The organism is Brevibacillus sp. NSP2.1, from assembly GCF_000470975.2.
GTDB lineage: Bacteria > Bacillota > Bacilli > Brevibacillales > Brevibacillaceae > Brevibacillus > Brevibacillus agri.
This window is the reverse complement of the sequence record NZ_CP048274.1, coordinates 3,939,977-3,959,455: the sequence shown is the minus strand read 5'-3', so window position 1 is coordinate 3,959,455 and position 19,479 is coordinate 3,939,977. Positions and strand designations below refer to the sequence as shown.

General features: G+C 55.3%; 18 protein-coding genes. 11 read left to right on the top strand and 7 right to left on the bottom strand.

Features of this window, described 5'->3' with window-relative positions; all coding sequences use genetic code 11:
- Positions 1-79 precede the first annotated feature (79 nt).
- Genes M655_RS19195 through M655_RS19175 form a run of 5 tightly spaced genes read left to right on the top strand, consistent with a single transcriptional unit; the run spans position 80 to position 3,702 of the window.
- Complete coding sequence (locus M655_RS19195; RefSeq protein ID WP_005833793.1) at positions 80-910, top strand: electron transfer flavoprotein subunit beta/FixA family protein; 831 nt, start codon at positions 80-82, stop codon at positions 908-910.
- Positions 907-1,929, top strand: a complete 1,023-nt coding sequence (locus tag M655_RS19190) for an electron transfer flavoprotein subunit alpha/FixB family protein (RefSeq protein ID WP_005833791.1) — start codon at positions 907-909, stop codon at positions 1,927-1,929. Before M655_RS19195 ends, M655_RS19190 begins: the two co-directional genes overlap by 4 nt.
- Positions 1,922-3,217, top strand: coding sequence for an FAD-dependent oxidoreductase (locus M655_RS19185; protein WP_026557776.1), 1,296 nt, complete (start codon positions 1,922-1,924; stop codon positions 3,215-3,217). The genes M655_RS19190 and M655_RS19185 overlap by 8 nt, the downstream gene beginning before the upstream one ends.
- Complete coding sequence (locus tag M655_RS19180) at positions 3,217-3,513, top strand: ferredoxin family protein (RefSeq protein WP_007780596.1); 297 nt, start codon at positions 3,217-3,219, stop codon at positions 3,511-3,513. Before M655_RS19185 ends, M655_RS19180 begins: the two co-directional genes overlap by 1 nt.
- A 15-nt stretch (positions 3,514-3,528) precedes the next feature.
- Positions 3,529-3,702 (top strand): hypothetical protein, encoded by a 174-nt coding sequence (locus M655_RS19175; RefSeq protein ID WP_005833785.1) that lies wholly within the window; start codon positions 3,529-3,531, stop codon positions 3,700-3,702.
- 22 nt (positions 3,703-3,724) lie between these two features.
- Here M655_RS19175 and M655_RS19170 read toward each other — a convergent pair whose 3' ends face one another.
- From M655_RS19170 to M655_RS19155, 4 genes are all read right to left on the bottom strand, one after another.
- On the bottom strand, positions 3,725-4,087 hold the full coding sequence (locus M655_RS19170) for a M67 family metallopeptidase (RefSeq protein WP_005833783.1): 363 nt from the start codon (positions 4,085-4,087) through the stop codon (positions 3,725-3,727).
- A gap of 311 nt (positions 4,088-4,398) precedes the next feature.
- Entirely contained in the window at positions 4,399-7,128 is a 2,730-nt protein-coding gene (locus M655_RS19165; protein ID WP_286085868.1) for a coiled-coil domain-containing protein, read from the bottom strand.
- A 167-nt stretch (positions 7,129-7,295) separates the two neighbouring features.
- A complete protein-coding gene (locus tag M655_RS19160; protein WP_081414736.1) occupies positions 7,296-8,498 on the bottom strand; it encodes a BMQ_0737 family morphogenetic spore coat protein in 1,203 nt (400 codons plus the stop codon).
- A gap of 106 nt (positions 8,499-8,604) precedes the next feature.
- Entirely contained in the window at positions 8,605-9,489 is an 885-nt protein-coding gene (locus tag M655_RS19155; protein ID WP_026557779.1) for a glycosyltransferase family 2 protein, read from the bottom strand.
- Positions 9,490-9,632: 143 nt separating this feature from the next.
- Here M655_RS19155 and M655_RS19150 point away from each other — a divergent pair, with 143 nt between their 5' ends.
- Entirely contained in the window at positions 9,633-11,141 is a 1,509-nt protein-coding gene (locus tag M655_RS19150; RefSeq protein WP_007783302.1) for a hypothetical protein, read from the top strand.
- A 55-nt stretch (positions 11,142-11,196) separates the two neighbouring features.
- Here M655_RS19150 and M655_RS19145 read toward each other — a convergent pair whose 3' ends face one another.
- A complete protein-coding gene (locus tag M655_RS19145; protein ID WP_007783303.1) occupies positions 11,197-12,294 on the bottom strand; it encodes a peptidoglycan-binding protein in 1,098 nt (365 codons plus the stop codon).
- Between the two features lie 94 nt (positions 12,295-12,388).
- On the opposite strand from M655_RS19145, the gene M655_RS19140 reads away from it, so the two are divergent.
- Positions 12,389-12,733, top strand: coding sequence for a DUF1360 domain-containing protein (locus M655_RS19140; protein WP_005833772.1), 345 nt, complete (start codon positions 12,389-12,391; stop codon positions 12,731-12,733).
- A 6-nt stretch (positions 12,734-12,739) separates the two neighbouring features.
- Here M655_RS19140 and M655_RS19135 read toward each other — a convergent pair whose 3' ends face one another.
- Both M655_RS19135 and M655_RS19130 read right to left on the bottom strand, forming a co-directional pair.
- Positions 12,740-13,927, bottom strand: coding sequence for a glycosyltransferase family 2 protein (locus tag M655_RS19135; RefSeq protein WP_007783306.1), 1,188 nt, complete (start codon positions 13,925-13,927; stop codon positions 12,740-12,742).
- A gap of 197 nt (positions 13,928-14,124) precedes the next feature.
- Positions 14,125-14,973 (bottom strand): DUF1698 domain-containing protein, encoded by an 849-nt coding sequence (locus M655_RS19130; protein WP_005833768.1) that lies wholly within the window; start codon positions 14,971-14,973, stop codon positions 14,125-14,127.
- A 216-nt stretch (positions 14,974-15,189) separates the two neighbouring features.
- Here M655_RS19130 and M655_RS19125 point away from each other — a divergent pair, with 216 nt between their 5' ends.
- The 4 genes from M655_RS19125 to rfbF all read left to right on the top strand — a co-directional run bounded on the left by M655_RS19125 (position 15,190) and on the right by rfbF (position 19,451).
- A complete protein-coding gene (locus tag M655_RS19125; RefSeq protein WP_005833766.1) occupies positions 15,190-16,038 on the top strand; it encodes a hypothetical protein in 849 nt (282 codons plus the stop codon).
- 178 nt (positions 16,039-16,216) lie between these two features.
- The gene (locus tag M655_RS19120; protein ID WP_005833764.1) at positions 16,217-17,587 is read left to right on the top strand and encodes a sugar phosphate nucleotidyltransferase; all 1,371 of its coding nucleotides are present in this window, start codon (positions 16,217-16,219) and stop codon (positions 17,585-17,587) included.
- On the top strand, positions 17,584-18,687 hold the full coding sequence (rfbG, locus tag M655_RS19115) for a CDP-glucose 4,6-dehydratase (protein WP_007783317.1): 1,104 nt from the start codon (positions 17,584-17,586) through the stop codon (positions 18,685-18,687). The genes M655_RS19120 and rfbG overlap by 4 nt, the downstream gene beginning before the upstream one ends.
- Positions 18,684-19,451, top strand: coding sequence for a glucose-1-phosphate cytidylyltransferase (gene rfbF / locus M655_RS19110; RefSeq protein WP_005833761.1), 768 nt, complete (start codon positions 18,684-18,686; stop codon positions 19,449-19,451). Before rfbG ends, rfbF begins: the two co-directional genes overlap by 4 nt.
- Positions 19,452-19,479: the final 28 nt, after the last annotated feature.

Sequence of the window (19,479 nt, the reverse complement as noted above, 5' to 3'; positions counted from 1 at the left end):
CGCTATGTATTGCGCGAAAGAAAGACAACCTTTGACTGGAAAAAACGAGCCCGCGCCCGGCAGCAAGGGGGGATTGTTCATGCTGCACATCGTAGCTTGTATCAAGCAGGTGCCGGACACGAAGATCATCAAGATGAATCCGAAGACAAACACGATGGACCGTGCCAGCGCACCTGCGATTCTCAACCCGTATGACGCACACGCGGTAGAGGAAGCAGTCCGTTTGAAAGAGCGTTATGGAGGCGTAGTTTCCGTGGTGACGATGGGACCACCGCCAGCGGTAAAAGCGATCCGCAAATGCGTCGAGATCGGTGCAGACGCTGGCTACCTGGTGACGGACCGCGCGTTTGCCGGGGCGGATACGCTGGCGACGAGCTATGCGATCACCAAGGCGATCGAGAAAATCGCGGAGACACAGCCCGTTGACCTGGTCATCTGCGGGAAAATGACGATTGACGGCGACACGGGTCAGGTCGGTCCGGGAGTGGCGAGAAGACTCGACATTCCTCCGCTCACCAACGTAAAAAAAGTGGTCGAGGTCAACAAGGAGCAAGGCTTCGCCATCGTTCACCGCAAGCTGGAAGACGGCTATGAGGTCGTCCAGTCTTCCTTGCCCTGCCTGTTTTCCGTCGAAAAGGAGATCAACGAGGTGCCGTACTCGCCGCTGCCGAACATGCTGCGCGCAGCCCGGTACAATCCGGTTGTCTGGTCGGTGAACGACCTCGGAGATATCGACCGGAGCCTGCTCGGCCTGAAAGGCTCGCCGACGATCGTGGCGAAGGTATGGCCGCCGGAAAAGCCAAAGGGAGGGGAAATGCTGGAGGGCACCCCGCAGGAGCAGGTTGAGCGCTTGATGGAAGTCCTTCGGGGAAAACAGACGTTGTTTCGTGTGAAGGAGGGGCAGGCATGAATCTGGACGATTATCGGGGAATCTGGGTGTATCTGGAGGCGAGGGAAGGGCGGATTGCACCCGTGTCGCTCGAATTGCTTGGGGCAGGCCGGCAAATGGCGGACAAACGGGGCGTGCCGCTCGCTGGTCTGTTGATCGGAGAGGGCGTGACGGAGCTGGCGCCAACCGCTTTTCCGTACGGGGCAGATCAGGTGTACGTCTACGACGACCGCATTTTTGCCGACTACCGCACAGAGTCGTACATGCGCGCGGTCATCGAGTGCGTGCAGAAGCACAAGCCGGAAATCATTTTGTACGGAGCGACTTCGACGGGCAAAGATTTGGCGAGCGCCGTCGCTACCGATCTGGAGACAGGGCTGACGGCCGACACGACGATGCTTGACGTCAATGCGGAGACAGGGCTGCTCGAAGCCAGCCGCCCGGCGTTTGGCGGAAACATCATGGCGACGATTTTGTGCAAAAAGCACCGCCCGCAAATGGCGACGGTTCGTCCGAAAGTCATGAAGGCGCTCGAGCCTGATCCCACCCGAACAGGCGAGGTGATCCGCGAGAGCATCCAGCTTGCGGAAGAGGACATTCGCACCAAAGTATTGAAAATCGTGCGGGAAACGAAGGAAAAGGTCAGACTGGATGAAGCGGACGTCATCGTGGCGGGAGGAAAAGGACTGGGGAGCAAGGAAGGCTTTGCCCTCATCCACCGTTTCGCGGAAGCAATCGGGGCGACGGTCGGGGCGAGTAGGGATGCCGTGGAGGCGGGATGGATCGATCATGCCCATCAGGTCGGACAGACAGGCGTGACGGTGACGCCGAAAATTTATTTTGCGATCGGGATTTCCGGCGCGATCCAGCACCTGGTCGGCATGCGCAACTCCGGACTGATTATTGCGATCAACAAAGATCCGAACGCGCTGATTTTCCAGGCTTGCCACTACGGGATTGTGGGCGATGCGTTTGAAATCGTGCCGTTGTTGATGAAAGCGTTCCAAAAGGAGCCGGACAGGGAGGTTACGTATGGCTGAGAAGTTTGACGTGATTGTAGTCGGTGCAGGTCCGGCCGGAACCGCTTGCGCCTACACATTGGCGAAGGCTGGCGTCAATGTGCTGTTGATGGAGCGCGGCGAATACCCGGGGTCGAAAAACGTGATGGGCGGGGTGCTGTACCGCAAGACGATGGAGGACATCATCCCCGGATTTTACAAGGAAGCGCCAGTCGAACGGCCCATCGTCGAACAGCGCTTCATGATGCTGGATAAGGAATCCGCCCTCAACTTCAGCTACAAAGGTCTGGAGTGGGCGCAGGAGCCTTACAACAACTTCACGGTGCTGCGGGCCAAATTCGACCAGTGGTTTGCGGAAAAAGCGGTGCAGCAAGGAGCGCTTTTGCTCAACGAGACGGTGGCCCTATCTTGTATCGTCGAGGACGGCAAAGTAGTCGGGATCAAGACGGACCGCCCCGATGGCGACGTCTATGCCGATGTGGTCGTCCTCGCAGACGGGGTCAATTCGCTTTTGGCCAAATCGCTCGGCTTTCACAAGGAATTTCGGCCGGACGAGGTTGCGCTGGCCGTCATGGAAGTGCTCAAGCTGGATCGCAAAATTATCGAGGACCGCTTCAATCTGGAAGGCGACCATGGCTGCACAATCGAGATTTTCGGAGACTCGACCAAAGGGATATTGGGCACAGCCTGGCTGTACACGAACAAAGACAGCCTGAATATCGGCGTGGGTACGATGCTGTCCGGGCTGATAAAGCACAAGATCAAGCCGTATGAGCTATTGGATTACGTCAAGAACCACCCGATGATTCGCCCGTATCTGCAAGGCTGCGAGCAGCAGGAGTACCTGGCTCATCTCATCCCGGAAGGCGGCTATCGCTCCATGCCCAAAGTCGTCGGCAACGGCGTGATCGTCGTGGGCGACGCCGCTCAGCTTGTCAATGCCATTCATCGCGAAGGCTCCAACATGGCTATGGCTTCCGGGGTGATGGCGGCGGAAACGATTTTGACAGTCAGAGAAGCCGGGGATTATTCGGAAAAAATGCTCGGGTCGTACCGGACCAATCTGTTGAACAGCTTTGTCGGCCAGGATTTGAAAAAGTACAAGGACGCTACGCATCACTTTGAAAAGTCCCCGCACTACTTCGAACGGTACATCCCGATGATGAACCGGGCGGCCAGCCAGATGTTCACGGTCGATGGCAGCTCGAAGTGGAGCAAGCAGAAAAAAATATGGAGCGACCTGGGCAGCGCCAAGGACAAGTGGAAAATGGCGCGCGATCTGATGAATGCATGGAGGGTGATGAAGTGATGACGCAAATACCCAAAGGGCAATCGATCGAGGAAAAGCAGTATCTGGTTCGCTTCAAGGCCGACACGCAGTCGCATCTGCACGTGCTGAGCGCGGATGTATGCGCGACGCAGTGCCCGGATAAGCTCTGTACGATCTTCTGTCCGGCGGAGGTGTACAAATGGGAAGAAGTGCGGATGCACGTGGGATACGAGGGGTGCCACGAATGCGGAAGCTGCCGCATCGGTTGTCCGTACGAGAACATCAAGTGGGAGTATCCAAAGGGCGGCCACGGGATTATTTTCAGACTCGGATAATGGGCGGCGATACCGGTGATACAAGTAGGCGATGGGGTCGTATTTGTGAAAGATGGTGCCAGAGGTGTCGTCATCAACATCGACCAGGAACGGTGTCAGGTGTTGTGGGAAGATGATTTTGTCAGTTGGGAACAGCGGGAATGGCTGATCGTCACGACAATAGAACAGACAGAACGGCGGGAGCGATGACCCCGCCGTTCTGTCTGTTTTTTTATTCAAGCTGGAGAGGGCATGAAAAGGCCCTCGCCCCCCAAATGCGATAACAACCGAGTGCAGGCTTTGGCGAAGCAAGGGAGACGATGAGATAGGCCGCTTCCGGATAGTTGGCGTGGGCGATGTCTTCCGTGGACGGCACGGGTGGAGCAGTTGGATGGGAATGGTAGATTCCGACCAGATTTTCCCCCCGGAATGCGATTTTTTGTAGCACCTTCTGGATTTGCCGCGTGTTCATGGCAAAAGCGTCGGGTCGCTTCAAAATGTTTTCCATCCGCCAGATGGTTTCGGCGCTGCCGCCTCTTCCCGAAAGCAAGCCGCATGCCTCATACGGTTTTTCTTCCTGGCAATGCAGGATCATTTCTTCCCACACAGAACGGGTCATGGAAAAGGGTGTTTTTACTGCATTAGCCTTGCCAACGCCTGCCGCAGCATCCCCCGGTTGTTTTGGTTTGGACAATGGGTTTGACGTTGTGCACAGGCCCGGATTTTGGCAGTGGCGATGGCGGCATTCCCAAAGGACGCATGCCTTGGCGAACGGGGCGTTGCTGACGCTGATTGTAAAGTGCGCGAAGTTGATCTGGTGTCATGGATATCCCTCTCTTTCTGTACTGTACTATGTTTTATTCAGCAAGGCGCCGAGTGGTAACGGCTATGGCACATTGGGGCAGGTCACTTGAACGGGTTGAATGTGTTCCCTTGCTGGGTGTGCGGCGGCATCTGGAACGACAGGGGAGTGGAAGACGAGACGTTTGCCGTCGAATGGCTGGTGCTCGGCATTTGGCTCAGCGCCTTGTTCGCCCGCGCTTCCTTTTGGCTGAAGTCTTTTATAGCTTGTCTGTATTTCTCCTCTTTCTCCTGGTGCTCCTTGACTAGCTGTTTCAGCCCGGCGACTGTCTTTTTCAAGACAAGCTCCTGAGTAGTAATTTGCTCAAGCTGCTTTTCTTTTTCTTTGAGCTGCTGTTTAAACGACTGGATGGTGTCTTCGAGCCGCTTGTTCCAACTGCTTTCCTCTTTCTGCTGCTGGGTCAGCTTTTCTTCGGCGGTGCGCAGTTGTCGCAGCGTCTGGTCGTGCTTGCTGCTCAATTCCGCGTAGCTTTTGGCCGCCGCTTGCAACTCGGCGTCTTTTTGCTCAAGCGTCTGTTTCCACGACGCCTCCTGCTGTTCCCAGTGCGTGATACTCGCTTCGAGCTGTTGCTGCTTCGCCAAAAGCTGCGTCTCGTGATCGCGCGCGGCTTCGAGCTGTTGGGCAGCGACTTCGAGTTGCTTGGTTGCCGTTTCCAGTTGGCGGGTCGTAGCATCGAGCTGCGAAGAGGTGCTTTGCCATTGCGAGGTCGCGTCTTCCAACTGCTTGCTCGTTTCGTCGAGCTGCTGTGTGGTGGTGTGGAGCTGTTCAAGCGTCTGGTCGTGCTTGTCGCTCAGTTCCTGATAGGCGAGGCGAGCCGTTTGCAGCTCGGCGTCTTTTCGGTCCAGCTTTTCTGTCCAGATCAGCTCCTGCTGCTCCCAATGAGCGATAGTACTCTCGAACTGCTGTTGCTTCGCCAAAAGCTGCGTTTCGCGATCTTTGGCGGCTTCGAGCTGTTCGGAAGCGGCGTCCAGTTGCCTACTCGTTTCGTCAAGCTGGGCAGAGGTGCTGTGCAACTGCGAGGTCGTATCTTCCAACTGTTTGCTCGTTTCATCGAACTGCTGTGTGGTGGTGTGGAGCTGTTCAAGCGTCTGGTCGTGCTTGTCGCTCAGTTCCTGATAGGCGAGGCGAGCCGTTTGCAGCTCGGCGTCTTTTCGGTCCAGCTTTTCTGTCCAGATCAGCTCCTGCTGCTCCCAATGAGCGATAGTACTCTCGAACTGCTGTTGCTTCGCCAAAAGCTGCGTTTCGCGATCTTTGGCGGCTTCGAGCTGTTCGGAAGCGGCGTCCAGTTGCCTACTCGTTTCGTCAAGCTGGGCAGAGGTGCTGTGCAACTGCGAGGTCGTATCTTCCAACTGTTTGCTCGTTTCATCGAACTGCTGTGTGGTGGTGTGGAGCTGTTCAAGCGTCTGGTCGTGCTTGTCGCTCAGTTCCTGATAGGCGAGGCGAGCCGTTTGCAGCTCGGCGTCTTTTCGGTCCAGCTTTTCTGTCCAGATCAGCTCCTGCTGCTCCCAATGAGCGATAGTACTCTCGAACTGCTGTTGCTTCGCCAAAAGCTGCGTTTCGCGATCTTTGGCGGCTTCGAGCTGTTCGGAAGCGGCGTCCAGTTGCCTACTCGTTTCGTCAAGCTGGGCAGAGGTGCTGTGCAACTGCGAGGTCGTGTCATCCAACTGTTTGCTCGTTTCGTCGAGCTGGGCAGAGGTGCTTTGAAGCTGCGAGGTTGCGTCTTCCAACTGCTTGCTCGTTACGTCGAGCTGGGCAGAGGTGCTGTGCAACTGCGAGGTCGTATCTTCCAACTGTTTGCTCGATGCATCGAGCTGCTGTGTGGCGGTGTGGAGCTGTTCCAGCGTCTGGTCGTGCTGGTCGCTCAGTTCCTCGTAAGCTTGCTGGGCTGCTTGCAGCTCGGCGTCTTTTTGCGCCAGTTGCCCTTGCAACTGTTCCAACTGGGTAAGCTGCTCCTGCTCGATCTGCTGCGCGCTCTCGTATTCGGTGTGCATATGGTCAAACGCTTTTTTCCATGATTGTTCCTGCTGCTCCAGCCGGGTAATCGCCTCGAGCAAATGCTGGCGTTCCGCAAGCAGTTCTTCCATATTACTGCGCTGCTGTTGCTGCTCTTCATGCAGTTTCGCATTGATTTGCTCCTGGGAGGCGATAATCTGCGTCAATTCAGCTTCTTTTTGCCTCGCGCTTTCCAGTTGCTTTAGCGCGTGCTCGCTCGCAGACTCGAATGCTTTCAGCTCGGCCAGCCGCTGCTCCCATTGCGCTTCTTTTTTCTCGAAGCTCTCCACCCTGCGCTGCAGCAGTTCAATATGCTCCCGCAAGTGGGCTTCCTGGGCCTCGTGCTTGGAGAGCGCCTCTGCCAGACGGGGAGACTTTTCCTGGTTGTGTATTTCTTGTTTCAACTCTTCGATCGTTTGCTTCAGCTTGCCTTCCCGGTCTTTATAGGCGGCAATGGCCTTTTCGCGCTGCTGCGACAGGTTCTGGTAGTGGTCGAGCTTTGCTTCCAGCTCGGCGAGCAGCTTTTGCGACTGATCGGTGTACTGTTGCCATTCATTTGCTTTCTGATCCAGCGTGGAAAGCGTCTGCTGCAGCTCCTCCAGTTGGTTTTGGTACTCCTGGTTTTCCTGGCTGATCGCTTCTATTTGTTCTTCAAGCTCCACGACGCGCAGGCCCAGTTGGTTTGCTTTGTCTTCGTAGTAGTACGCCTGTTTTTTCAGCAAAAGGAGCTTCTCGTTTCCGGCTTTGGGCTTGCTTGTGCTGGAGGTTCTCTTTTTAAGCACCGTGTTGTCCTCCTTTTTTCCGTAAGATGATCCTCTATAGACATATGTAACGCATGCAAAATGGTGCATGTATCCCGGTAGAGCAAACGAAACCGCAGACGAAACGCAAAAAAGGGAGAAGCCATGGCCTTCTCCCGGTAGGAACGCATTTATTGGTCGCGGAGTCTTTACGGTGTGGTGATGACGATATCCTGGAAGGTGACGCAATCGCGCACAAGCAGTTGCTCGTCTGGAACGATGGTGATGTTGGCAGAGAAGACGAGAACGCCGTTTGTATCGGTCAGAGTCAGGATTATGACGTCCGGCAGGCCAAGGCCAGTTTCGGCGAGAGTCAACGAGTAGGTCAGGATCTCTTGGGTGCCGGTTGCGGTAAACGTTCTTACCCCGGTACCTGTCACGACGAGACCAGTCAACAGCTCGATGCCTGGCAGGACGGTAATGCATGTCGGCGAACTGATCGAAGTCGGCGAGAAGTTGAAGCTTTGGTCGCCCAACAGATCAGTAAGGACAGTGTCAAAGAAGTTAAAGGTAAACGAGCTGCTGGACGGATCGCAGCTTGGGCAGATGTCGGCGATCAGTTGGATAGTACCGACGGCGAGTTCGAGCGGGATACCGATGCTGATCGAAACGTTCGGAATCAGTGCGTTCACGGACGCCTGGCAATCGCAGTTGCGAACTGGGAAGATTGGCGGGCATTGTGGCGGGAACGTGATCGGCGGGCAACGGAAGGAAGGCGTTGGCGATGGTACAGGAATGTTGTTAGGACGTGGCGAGCAGAATTTGGCCAGCACTTCCAGTTTGACTTCCGCTTCGACCTGGATTTCCACGCAGACAATGACATCGAGTTGAACCATGCCGCCGAGGAGGACGTTTCCAGTTGGGTTGCACTCCAGGGCGCTGATGCGGCAAACGATGTTGTCCTCGTCGAGTGGTTCAGGCAGGCAGAGTACGACCTCCTGATCGAACTGGACGGTTGTCGTGAACTCGCAGAGTGGCGTTCCGTCTGCGAATATACGCACGACAACGGTTGCGCCGAACACGAAGCGGACGACACCTACGCGAACGGTGGTTCCATTGACGGTGATGTTTTCACGGCGAATGCTGACGACATTGCAAGTAGGTCCGGGAGACACAGGCTCCACGCACGAAATCGTGATTTCTTGCCCAGCGCGAATAGCTGCGTCCACAAGAGCTCGACAATCGTCGGGAAGGGCAATCTTGTTGCGGTAGCTGTTAGCTAGAACGACCCAGTCGTACACCTTTTGGACGCGAATACACTCTTCCTGAAGGTTGTTCGGGATCGGAGGAGTAGCGGTCGGCGTCGGTGTAGGGAGCTGGCGACCCATAATGGGCTTCACAGGATGTTTCACCGTAAGAATCCTTCCTTTCCTAGGGGATTTGCTTTGCAGTTACATACTATGTGGGCAAGGGGAAATTTGCTTGTCAACGAATGCCCATTTTTAGGTGAAGGACGGATCAAAACGGGATCTGGAACTGTTGGAAAAACCAGTTGTCATCGCGCTTGCGCTGGGCGAGGTAGCGGATTCGCTGGGCCGCTGCGCCGGAGGTGAGGACGTCGTCTTCGATCTCGTTCGCATTCGCGTACACGATGAGCTTTTTCGTCGCCTCGATCCGCTGTTCGTTAAAATGGCTGTACGCCATCCGCAGCATGTTGTAGTAGATGTGCTCGTGCACCACTGTATAAGGATGGGTTTGCCGGAACAGGTGCAAAATTTTCACGGAAGGATGGACCAGGCAAGTGAATCCGAACAGCCACATTTTGATGGAAAATTCGATGTCTTCAAAGCCCCAGACGCGAAAGCCGCGATCAAAGCCGCCCACCTTCAAAAACGCCTCCCGCGTGACGAGAAAGCAGCCCCCTGGCAAAATCGCGACCGGAGAAGGGCGATGCGGGTTCGGATACCAGACGACGCCGAGCTTCTGATCGAGCTTTTGGCCGTAGCCGATCTTGTGCGGCTCGGTCATGGAGGCGATTCCCGGGGCGACGCCGTCCGCCTTTTTCGTGAGAACCAGCTCCAGCATGCGGTCGATCCAAAAGTTTTCAAAAGTGAGGTGAGCATCGCAAAAGATCAAATATTTTCCACGCGACTGCTCCACGCCCAGATTTCTCGCGGCAGCGGCCCCGATGCCTTCTGTCGTAATCAGCTTGATGTTTTTGCCGGTTTCCTGTTGGCGCAAAAAATGACAGCCATTATCAGTAGAAGCATCATCGACCACGATGACTTCATAGCTCATATTCGTTCTCGTATTGACGAGGGAAGTAATCGTGGAGCGCACATTGTCTCCTTCATTTTTTACAGGAATGATGATAGAGATCAGCGGCGGTTGCTCGACGGACATATGACCACTCCTTTCTAGTTGCCATGGTATGCCGTACAGCCTGGGAAGGAACGCCCAGTGCCAAAATTGCTCACTTTTGCCACTGGGCGTTCATACAATATGGCGGAGTGAGTTTAGCTAGTGTCGTAAGGGAGTGAACGGAGATGGACGTCGAGGTCTACTACAGCGGGCAGCGTGGCGGGACGATGCCGTACGCGGCTCTGCCTGCTTTTCGCTTATTTTGCAAGCAAAACGGATTTCAACTGAAATGGGACCCGAAACAAAAACGGATTGATCTGGATTCGGGATTGAAAGGCAAGGTTTGCGTTCTCTTCACAGGAAGCTCTGCTACAGAAGCCGCCTATGAATGGGAAGTGCTGGGCAAGGTGCAGCGGTTCGTCTCCGATTATGGCATGGAGGTCGTGCTGACGAAAAACAACCTCGCCCTCGCCAAAAATACCGATATCGCGATTAGGTTCAGCATGAAGGAGCTGCGTCTGCTGGAAAAAACGCGGCTCGTTCTGTATCCGCACGAGAACGAGCGGCAAAGGGAGCTCATCAGATGCCTGCAGGCAGAGCTGAAGCAGACCGGAATCCCTTGCCAGCAAAAGGTGAGCAAAGGCTCAAAGCAAACTAGCGGAATCGTGCACATCCAACTGCAAATTCCGCTGCATACCGAAGTGCATCGCCGCAGGACGTATGGGGAAAAAATTGCTTTCTACCTCGCTTCGGGAATTTTGGAGTATATGCAGAGCGGCTTGCGCATTCAGCCGCTGGCCTACCTCCCGCCGAACATTTTGAAGCTGTTTTACTCCAGCGTATGGACAACGGAAGAAAGCCGTGCCGCAGATTCGACGACGCTGGCAGATGCTGAGGCGGAACTGCTGGATGAGGTAGAGCTGCTGCTTGATCGGCCGGAAGCGCACGAGGATGAGCGGGATGGAAAAGAGGAAAGCGAGCAGCAGGAAGCGGCTTTGCTGGCGGTTGAAAACGAAGGGGAGGAACGGGCGACCCAGGCGGTAGCGGGGCAGGCTGACGCGGGAACCGTGGAGCAGGCAGAAGCGGCGCAGCGAGCAGGAACCGTGGAGCAGGCAGGAGCGGCGCAACAAGCAGGAACGGTGCAGGTGCTGCAAGCAGAAGCAACTGCTCCTATTCCAATAGAAGCAACTACATCCGACCAGCCTCAAGAACCGTCCACAGAACCGCGGACGGCGGCAGAAGTGTTTTTCGACTATACGCTGATCCACTCCGACTCAGCCGAGAAGCCGTACTTGTTGATCGGCACGCTGCAAGTCAAAAATACGGGGACAGAGGTGCTGTACAACCCGATCGTGTGCCTGCGGGTGACGCCTGCCGATTCGATCAAGATGGGCGGGCAAATTTTGCCGCCAAAGCTCGTGGAAACGTTGGCCGTGCAAGGAAGCAACGGCCTGAAAGGCTGGAGATACCTCGACGACGACTGGTTCGCGCAGGCGATGGAGCGGGGCGAATACTGGATTGCGCCCATCCAGCCAGTGGTGATTCCCCCGCAGTCGGCAGAATCGTTTCAAAACTTCCAGGTTTCCTTCCTGAAGCAAGAGTCGGGCAAAGCGATCGTCGTGGAAGGAATCGTCCTCTGCAACGATCAATCGGTGCATTTTTCCGCCAACAACCGGATCGCTGTGTCGTTTTGAGCAAAAAAAAGCCACCATTTCGGAAGCGAAATGATGGCTTTTCCATTCGGGTGGTTTACTTTTTCAAAAACATTTGCACGAACGTTTTTCCGTGCGGGCCGCCGTTCACGACAGCAATCCCGACGTAGTCGTAGGTGGAGCTGACGATGTTCGCCTTGTGGCCCGAAGAGTTCATGAACATTTGATGGGCGCCGCTCACGGACGGATTTTGGGCAATGTTTTCTGCGGCCGCAATATAATGAATACCAAAGGTGTCCATCATCTGGAAAGGCGAGCCGTACGTCGGAGAGGTGTGGCTGAAGTAGCCTTTGCTGACCATTTCCTGCGCCTTGACGCGCGCTACTTTGACCAGTTGCATGTCTACCTGATACGGAGCGAGTCCGCGGCTCGCGCGCTCCTGGTTCACCAGTTGCACCATTTCTTTTTCGTCTGCCGTAAGCTCGGCAGGCAACGGCACTTGTGCGCCCGTGTCCGGCTTTTGCGGGGGTTCCGGCTGAGTTGGCGTCGGCGCTGGAGTTACTGGCGGCTTCGGCGTTGGAGTTGGTGCCGGGTCTGGCTTCGGTTGATTTTTGTTGTTCTTGTACTGGGTTTCAATCGCTTTGTACGTCTTCGCATCCGCTTCACCCGTCAACGTTTGCTTGTTGCGGGATTGGAACAGCATGACGGCAAAACGGGTCGAGTCGTCGAAATTGCCTGTCGCAGTTACCTTGTAGCCCAGGTCGGCGAGCATCTTTTGCAAATCTTTGACGCGCTCACCTGTGGTGCCCAGCTTGAGCGTCACCGACTGGTCGGCTGGCTGGGAAGGTTTGGCAGGTGTTTCCGGCTTTGGCGCAGGCTTTTTCGCAAGCGCATTGTACGTCTTTTTCAGCTTGTCGTAGGTAGCCTTGTTGACGATTCCCGTTTGCTTGAGCTTGTATTTCTTTTGAAATTGCTTGACGTTGTAAACCGTGTCGGCGGTATAAAGCTTGTCTACTTTCAGCTTATGGTCGAAGTGCAGGGCATCGAGCATTTTTTCCACTTCGAGTACACGCGCATTATTCATCCCTTTTTTCAAAGGGGAAAAAGTCGTTTTGGCAAAGGCTGGTTGTCCGATCATGGTGAAGGTGACGGACAGGGAAAGGATAGCTGCAATCTTCGAAATGTTGCGATTCATGTCATCACGCCTTTCTCTGGTTTGTCGCCCTCCCATGGTACTAGAGATTCCACCGCAAAGAAAACCACAAAATATTGGAAAGAGGGAAAAGTGGATGTTTGGCATCTCGTGGATTGACCTGGTCATTCTCGTGTTGGCCAGCTTTCGTCTCACTCATTTGATCGTCTATGACGAAATCACTTCTTTTCTGCGCAAGCCATTTTTTACCGTCGTGTACGAAGCGGACGCCAGCGGGCAAATGAATCGCCAATACCGGTTCAAAGGAGGAAAAGTGCGCCGCTGGATTGGCGAGCTGCTCAGTTGCCACTGGTGCATGGGCATGTGGGTGGCCGTATTGACGGTGGCGGTGTACGCGTATGTACCAGCCGCCTACCCGATTCTGCTCCTGCTGGCAATCGCGGGAGCGGCGGCCGTCATCGAAACGAGACTGTACATGTGAAGTCTGTCACGCTCTGGAAAACGTTTGGTACACCACAAATTCATCGTGGGAGAGCGGAATCACTTCTTCGGCCTGATAACCTCCGACCAGCCTGTTTTGCAAGGACGGGACAGACGATGGGGTGATGAGCGAAGAAGAGATGTCTACGCGATGAACGTTCGTGCGCGGATCGAGCGGAATTTCCAGGGCGAACTGCGATTTTTCTACGGTAAATGTCTTGGCTCGCCCCCCGTTTACGAGCGCAGTCAAGTGAAAAGGTTTTTCCAGCTTCGCGCGGGCCGCGGGAACTTGGCCTTTAATGAGCAGGATGTGCGCGGGATTCGCCGGATCGGACTGGACGATAATGCGCAGGACAGGGGGAGCCCATGAGCCGGCAAAACGGTTCATGCTCGTGACTTGCGCGGAATTGGAAGGGAACGACTTGTATATTTTCAACAGGTCAATGACGCCCATCCCGCGATATTGCGAGACGTGTGACACCCAACCGCTGGGAATGCTCGAATAATGCTTGGCGAGCGACTTGAACACTTCCGGAATCCCGACCGAGTGCCACTGGGTCGTCGACTTGCAGGTTGCGTGGATGCGCGCGTTGGCGAAAAACTCCGGGACGAAGCCGATCTGATGAAACTTGGCGATCCGCATCCAGAGTTCGTAGTCCATGCAAAAATGCAGCTTTTCGTCCACGCCGCCCATCTGCGCGATGACGTGGCGGCGAATAAAAGCAGCGGGCTGGCAGATGCAGCAGGTGTAGTACAACTGCTTGGAATCGGCGTGCGAGGAAGGAAATGTGTTGACGGCCTGGCTGTGTTCATTGATGACCTGGCATTTCCCATGAACCATTCCCCAAGCCGGGTGTTGCAAAAGCGCGTTAACCGCCTTGCGGATCGCTCCGGGAAGATAAGTATCGTCCGAGTTGAGCCAGCCGATGATCGTTCCTTGCGACATCGTAAAGCCTTTGTTGAGCGCATGAGATTGCCCGTTGTCCGGCTCGGAAATATATCGGAAGCGGCTGTCCGCGTTGGCGTATTCCTGCAAAATGGCGAGTGTACCGTCTGTCGACCCGCCGTCGATCACGATCATCTCCAGATTCGGGTAGTCCTGGAGAAGCACGCTGTTGATCGTCTCGCGAATAAATTTTGCCTGGTTGAAGGAAGGGGTTACGATACTGACGAGAGGTAGCTGCCCACTAGACACTTCTGTCACTCCTTTCCAAGAAGTCAGCGCAGCAATAAACAGCACGCCTGCAATACAATATGTACAAGAACCGGATTTTGCATCGGGATACTTTTCTTATTTTTGTGGGCGGCAAAAAGCAAGCAGGTGTGCGCCCTCGCGATGGTGAGGGAGCGCACACCCGGTTGCCCGTCCACAGTGCCTCGTGCGTACAGCGATTACAGGTAGTCAGGAACCAAGCCCGGATTACGGTAAATGCGCAGCAGCTCCGCATACGAATCGGCGGCGGTTTCGCGCCCGCTGATCGCTCTTGCCACCATGGTGACGCGGCCGATCGGATAGTTGTTTTTCGTTCCTGAGCTGATCGTCGAGATGCTTTGCGGCAATACTTCAAACAGCGTGCTGGCGAGCATTTCCCGCAAGCACCTGATGGAAGGAATCCAGTAGGTGGTGATGTCGTGATAGATTCGGGTCATGTTGCCGGGAGGGCCGTTGTAGATCATTTTTGATTCGTTGTCGTCCAGGATGCAGGCGGTCTCCAAAAGCAGATGTCCTCCCGTCTTGATGACGCTGCGCGCTTGCGACAACGTCCACAGCGGATCGCGCACGTGATAGAGGAGGCCGGTATGCTGAACGATATCGAACAAGTTGTGGCGGATTTGCTGCGGGAACGGCAGCGGAACGGTAAAATCGTCCATCAGCAGCACTTTCAGCCCTTCCCACAGGTTGTACGGAGAAATGTTATACAACGGAAGCACCTTGCTGCCGAGAATGTCTTTGCACAGTTCAAAATTGGAGTACAGAGGCTGCATGCAATCGGTAGCGACGACAAGCGAGGCGCCGAGCTTCTCTGCCTCGAAAGCCCACATCCCGTCAAAGCTGGCGATGTCCAGCACGCGTTTGCCCGTGTAGCTGATGTGTGCTCTGGACTTGCGCGTACTCTCCCAGAGCGGCTCCAAAATTTTCAGGCCGGGGGTGGCGATCCCAGGGCGCAGTTGAATTTTATGGTACCATGTACGTTTTCCGATTTCGGCCAGGATTTCCCTGTCTGTCCATGTTCCTCCCACTCATGTACCTCCTTCGAGAAAATCGGCTGACTATGCCAAATAGCGATCATGCTACATTACGATATGAACGCCGCAGATGGCGGGAAACGGGTGTAATCCCCCATTCTCTGGCACAGGGCGGCGGATTTAGGCAGCAGGCGCAAGCAGTGGCCGTTTCCGCCGCAGCCAAAAACGCATAAGGTGAAGGAAAAATGAATGAACAGGAGGGGTGCACCGATGACCTTGCCTATCATTTTCATGCACAGGGGCGATGACGACTATCTAGCCTACAGCTTGCGGCAAGCAAAGCTCAGCAACCCCCAATCTCCCGTCTACCTGCTCGGCAAAGAGGCGAATCGCAAACATGCCGCTCCGGGCATCATCCATGTTCCGCTGGATTCGTACATGCAGACGGCGCAAATGTTTGCGAAGGTGTATCGGCACATGCATGTCATGAGCTACGAATATAATCTGTTCTGTTTTCAGCGCTGGTTTATTCTCCGCGACTTCATGCGCAAAAACAGGCTGCAGAGCTGCTTTTACCTGGACTCGGACGTGATGCTCTACACCAATGTCAATCAGCCCGAGTTTCAAGCGTTTTCCATGGAGTTCGCGTGGACAAGTTTCATAGGCTTGGACACGCTGGATCGATTCTGCAACATGACGATGCAATATTTTGTGAACCCGCAAATGTTTCGGCTGCTTGTGCAGAAGACTCTCGAATTCGACCAGGTGATCGAAGGGGTGCCACTTGTGTCGGATATGGTGCTTTTTCTGCTTTACTTCCGCTCTTACTCCGGCAGATCACATACGCACGGGACGTTTGGCGATGCCTTTTTCGACGAAAATTTGAATCGACCGCTCTGGGCCGAGAGTCTGGCAGGCAAGAAAAAAGTGTATGCAATCGACGGAAAGCTTTTTTGCAAGGATCTGGCCAGCGGTGCTTTCAAGCGGTTGTACTCGCTGCATTTTCAAGGGCTGACGGCCAAAAGCTACATGAAAGACTTCTGGTTTCCGCACATTCCCCGGCAGCCGGGAATCTACTTTTACGACTACGCCGCAGTCAAGTGGACCGCGCAGGCGTGAGTTGCCGCAATCCGATAGAGGCCATGCCCCGACCTGTAGCGTCGGGGCGTTTGTCTGGTAGGCGCGGTTGCGGAAAAAAGCGGGAGAACAGACCATTTTCACTCGCAAAACGGTCACCCTCTACCATCGTTTCATATGATGATTCATGCATGAAGTTTAACGGACAGAGGTGGCCTGGATGAAACTGGTGTTGCTATCGGGCGGTTCGGGCAAAAGACTGTGGCCGCTCTCCAACGATGTTCGCTCCAAACAGTTTTTGAAGCTGATTCGCAACGGGGAAAGCGAGCCGGAGTCCATGGTTCAGCGGGTGTGGAGGCAACTAGCTTCCAATCAATGTCTGGATATGGCCTATATTTCGACGAGTCAATCGCAGGTGGATCTCATATACAACCAACTGGGGCCGAATGTGCCGCTGATTTTGGAGCCGCAAAAAAGGGATACGTTTCCCACAATCGCGTTGATTGCCAGCTATTTGCACAGTGTCGAGCATTTGGGGCCAGACGAGGTTGTCACCGTCATGCCCGTAGATTCGTTTGTGGAGGACCATTTTTTTCAAAAGCTCAAAGGATTGGAGCGCGTCATCAAAGAGTCGGGAGCAGACCTCGCGCTGATGGGCGTCGCGCCGACGTATCCTTCAACCAAGTACGGCTATATCATTCCGGTCCAGACGAAAAAAGGTCCGCAAAGCTGCCTGCAGGTCGAGCGTTTTACCGAAAAGCCTTCTGTGGAGGCGGCAAACAAGCTGCTGGCGCAGGGCGCGCTGTGGAATTGCGGCGTTTTTGCGTTTCGCCTGGGCTATTTGCTGGGCGAATTGCAGAAGAAAAAGCTGCCTGTCGACTACGATGAGCTAGTCGCGCGCTATTTGGAGCTGCCGAAAATCAGCTTTGACTACGAGATTGTCGAGAAAGCCAAGCATGTCGTGGTCGTGCCCTACGAAGGCGACTGGAAGGACCTTGGGACCTGGAACACGCTGACAGAAGAGATGAGCGACAGCTCGGTTGGGCGTGTGCATCTGGAAGAGAGTGCCAACACGCACGTCATCAACGAATTGGACTTGCCGATTGTCACGATTGGCCTGTCGGATGTCGTTGTGGCCGCCAGCCCGGACGGGATTCTCGTCGCGGCAAAAGACAAAAGCCATATCGTCAAAGACATTGCCAACGACTGGTCGCGGCGGCCGATGTTCGAAGAGCGCAGGTGGGGCTGGTACCACGTCTTGCAGTTTCAGAAAATGAACGACAAGGTCGAGGTGTTGACCAAGCAGCTTCACCTGCACGCCGGAAAAAATTTGAGCTACCAATACCATCATTTTCGCAGCGAAGTCTGGATGATCGTGGAAGGCGAGGGCGATTTTGTCCTGAATGACCGTCTGCTCCGCGTCAAGCCAGGCGATGTGGTCGAAATCCCGGCAGGAGCCAAGCATGCGATCAAGGCGATAAGCGACCTGGATATTATCGAGGTGCAAATGGGCAGCAAGCTGGTCGAGGACGACATCGTTCGGCTGGGCATGAGCTGGCACGACATTATGGAAATGGTCAGTGAAGCATGATGCGACCAGACGCGACCTTTTGGCGAGGAAAAAAAGTGTTTCTGACGGGGCATACCGGCTTCAAAGGCTCGTGGATGTGCCTTTTGCTGCATGCGCTCGGCGCCCGGGTGACCGGCTACGCGCTGCCAGCGCCGACAAAGCCGGGTTTGTTTGCGCTGTGCCGCATCGACTCGTTGATTCATTCCGTGACAGGCGATATTCGCGCCAGCCAAAAGCTGACGGAAGAACTGCTCGCTGCAAGGCCCGACATCGTCATCCACATGGCTGCCCAGCCGCTGGTCGGGATGTCGTACGCCGAGCCTGTCGCTACGTATGAGACGAATGTGATGGGGACGGTGTACTTGCTGGAAGCGGTTCGTTCTGCGCGCGAGGCAGGGATTCCGGTCAGGGCGCTCGTCAATGTCACTACCGACAAATGTTACGAAAACAAAGAGTGGACGTGGGGGTATCGGGAGGTGGACACGCTGGGCGGGCACGATCCGTACTCCAACAGCAAGGCGTGCGCGGAATTTGTGACCGCCTGCTACCGGGCCTCCTTTTTTCAGGGGGGAACAGCGCAGGCTGATTTGCCGCCGATCGGCATTGCGACCGCACGCGCTGGCAATGTCATCGGCGGCGGCGACTTTACGCCTGGCCGCCTTGTTCCCGATCTGCTCCGCAGTCTGCTCGACGGCGAGCCGATGCAGCTTCGCCAACCGCAGGCGATCCGTCCCTGGCAGCATGTTTTGGAATCGCTGCACGGATATTTGCTGCTCGTGCAAAAGCTGTGCGAAGACAGCCAGCGCTACTCGGCGAGCTGGAACTTCGGGCCGGATGCGGACGATGCCAAAACCGTCGAGTGGCTGGCGGCGCGGCTGTGCGAAAAATGGGGGGCGCAGGCGACCTATCACATCCCCGACCGCGCCGCCTACCATGAGACGACGTCCTTGAAGCTGGACAGCTCCAGGGCGCGAGAGCTTTTGCACTGGCGGCCGCACTGGACAGTCGAGCAGGCGCTGGATCGCATCGTCGAATGGACAAGAGCCTACCAGCGCAAAGAAGACATGCGGCAGGTGTGCCTTGCGCACATCGAGCAATACAGAAAGGAGGGGGCTTCATGAAGGTCGTCATTTTGGCTGGCGGCTATGGCACGCGAATCGGCGAAGAATCGCAGCTTCGGCCGAAGCCCCTGATTGAAATCGGGGAAAAGCCGATCATTTGCCACATCATGTCCATCTACTCGAAGTACGGGTACAACGACTTCGTCATTTGCCTCGGCTACAAAGGCTACATGATTAAAGAGTTTTTCGCCCATTATTTTTTGCACCAGTCGGATGTGACGTTTGATTTTCGCCAGGGCAACGAAGTCATTTTGCACAATCGCTGCCGCGACCCGTGGAGGGTGACCTTGATCGATACGGGCAAAGATACGATGACGGGCGGCCGGATCAGGCGGATTCAGCCGTTCATCGGCGACGAGCCGTTTATGCTCACGTACGGCGATGGAGTAGGCAACATTGATATCGCCGCGCTCGTCGCCTATCACCAGTCGCACGGCAAGCTGGCGACGATTACCGCTGTGCAGCCTCCGGGCAGATTTGGCGCGCTCGACCTTGCTGCCAGCGGACAGGTCAAAGGTTTCCAGGAAAAGCCGAGTGGCGACGGGGGCTGGATCAATGCCGGATTTTTCGTGTTGCAGCCGGAGGTCTTTTCCTATCTGGCTGACGACGCGACGGTTTTTGAGCAGGGGCCGCTGGAGCAACTGGCGCAGGACGGGAAGCTCGCTGCCTATCGGCACACGGGCTTTTGGCATCCGATGGACACGCTGCGCGACAAAAACTACTTGGAGTCTTTATGGAAAAGCGGAAAAGCGGAGTGGAAGTAGCGCGGCCAGACGAGGCAAAAGGGGGCCG

Excerpts from the sequence above, each read along its gene's own strand:
- M655_RS19195 (WP_005833793.1), top strand. The coding sequence starts at position 80 with ATGCTGCACATCGTAGCTTGTATCAAGCAGGTGCCGGACACGAAGATC.
- M655_RS19190 (WP_005833791.1), top strand. The coding sequence starts at position 907 with ATGAATCTGGACGATTATCGGGGAATCTGGGTGTATCTGGAGGCGAGG.
- M655_RS19185 (WP_026557776.1), top strand. The coding sequence starts at position 1,922 with ATGGCTGAGAAGTTTGACGTGATTGTAGTCGGTGCAGGTCCGGCCGGA.
- M655_RS19180 (WP_007780596.1), top strand. The coding sequence starts at position 3,217 with ATGACGCAAATACCCAAAGGGCAATCGATCGAGGAAAAGCAGTATCTG.
- M655_RS19170 (WP_005833783.1), bottom strand. The coding sequence starts at position 4,087 with ATGATCCTGCATTGCCAGGAAGAAAAACCGTATGAGGCATGCGGCTTG.
- M655_RS19155 (WP_026557779.1), bottom strand. The coding sequence starts at position 9,489 with ATGTCCGTCGAGCAACCGCCGCTGATCTCTATCATCATTCCTGTAAAA.
- M655_RS19150 (WP_007783302.1), top strand. The coding sequence starts at position 9,633 with ATGGACGTCGAGGTCTACTACAGCGGGCAGCGTGGCGGGACGATGCCG.
- M655_RS19145 (WP_007783303.1), bottom strand. The coding sequence starts at position 12,294 with ATGAATCGCAACATTTCGAAGATTGCAGCTATCCTTTCCCTGTCCGTC.
- M655_RS19140 (WP_005833772.1), top strand. The coding sequence starts at position 12,389 with ATGTTTGGCATCTCGTGGATTGACCTGGTCATTCTCGTGTTGGCCAGC.
- M655_RS19125 (WP_005833766.1), top strand. The coding sequence starts at position 15,190 with ATGACCTTGCCTATCATTTTCATGCACAGGGGCGATGACGACTATCTA.
- M655_RS19120 (WP_005833764.1), top strand. The coding sequence starts at position 16,217 with ATGAAACTGGTGTTGCTATCGGGCGGTTCGGGCAAAAGACTGTGGCCG.
- rfbG (WP_007783317.1), top strand. The coding sequence starts at position 17,584 with ATGATGCGACCAGACGCGACCTTTTGGCGAGGAAAAAAAGTGTTTCTG.
- rfbF (WP_005833761.1), top strand. The coding sequence starts at position 18,684 with ATGAAGGTCGTCATTTTGGCTGGCGGCTATGGCACGCGAATCGGCGAA.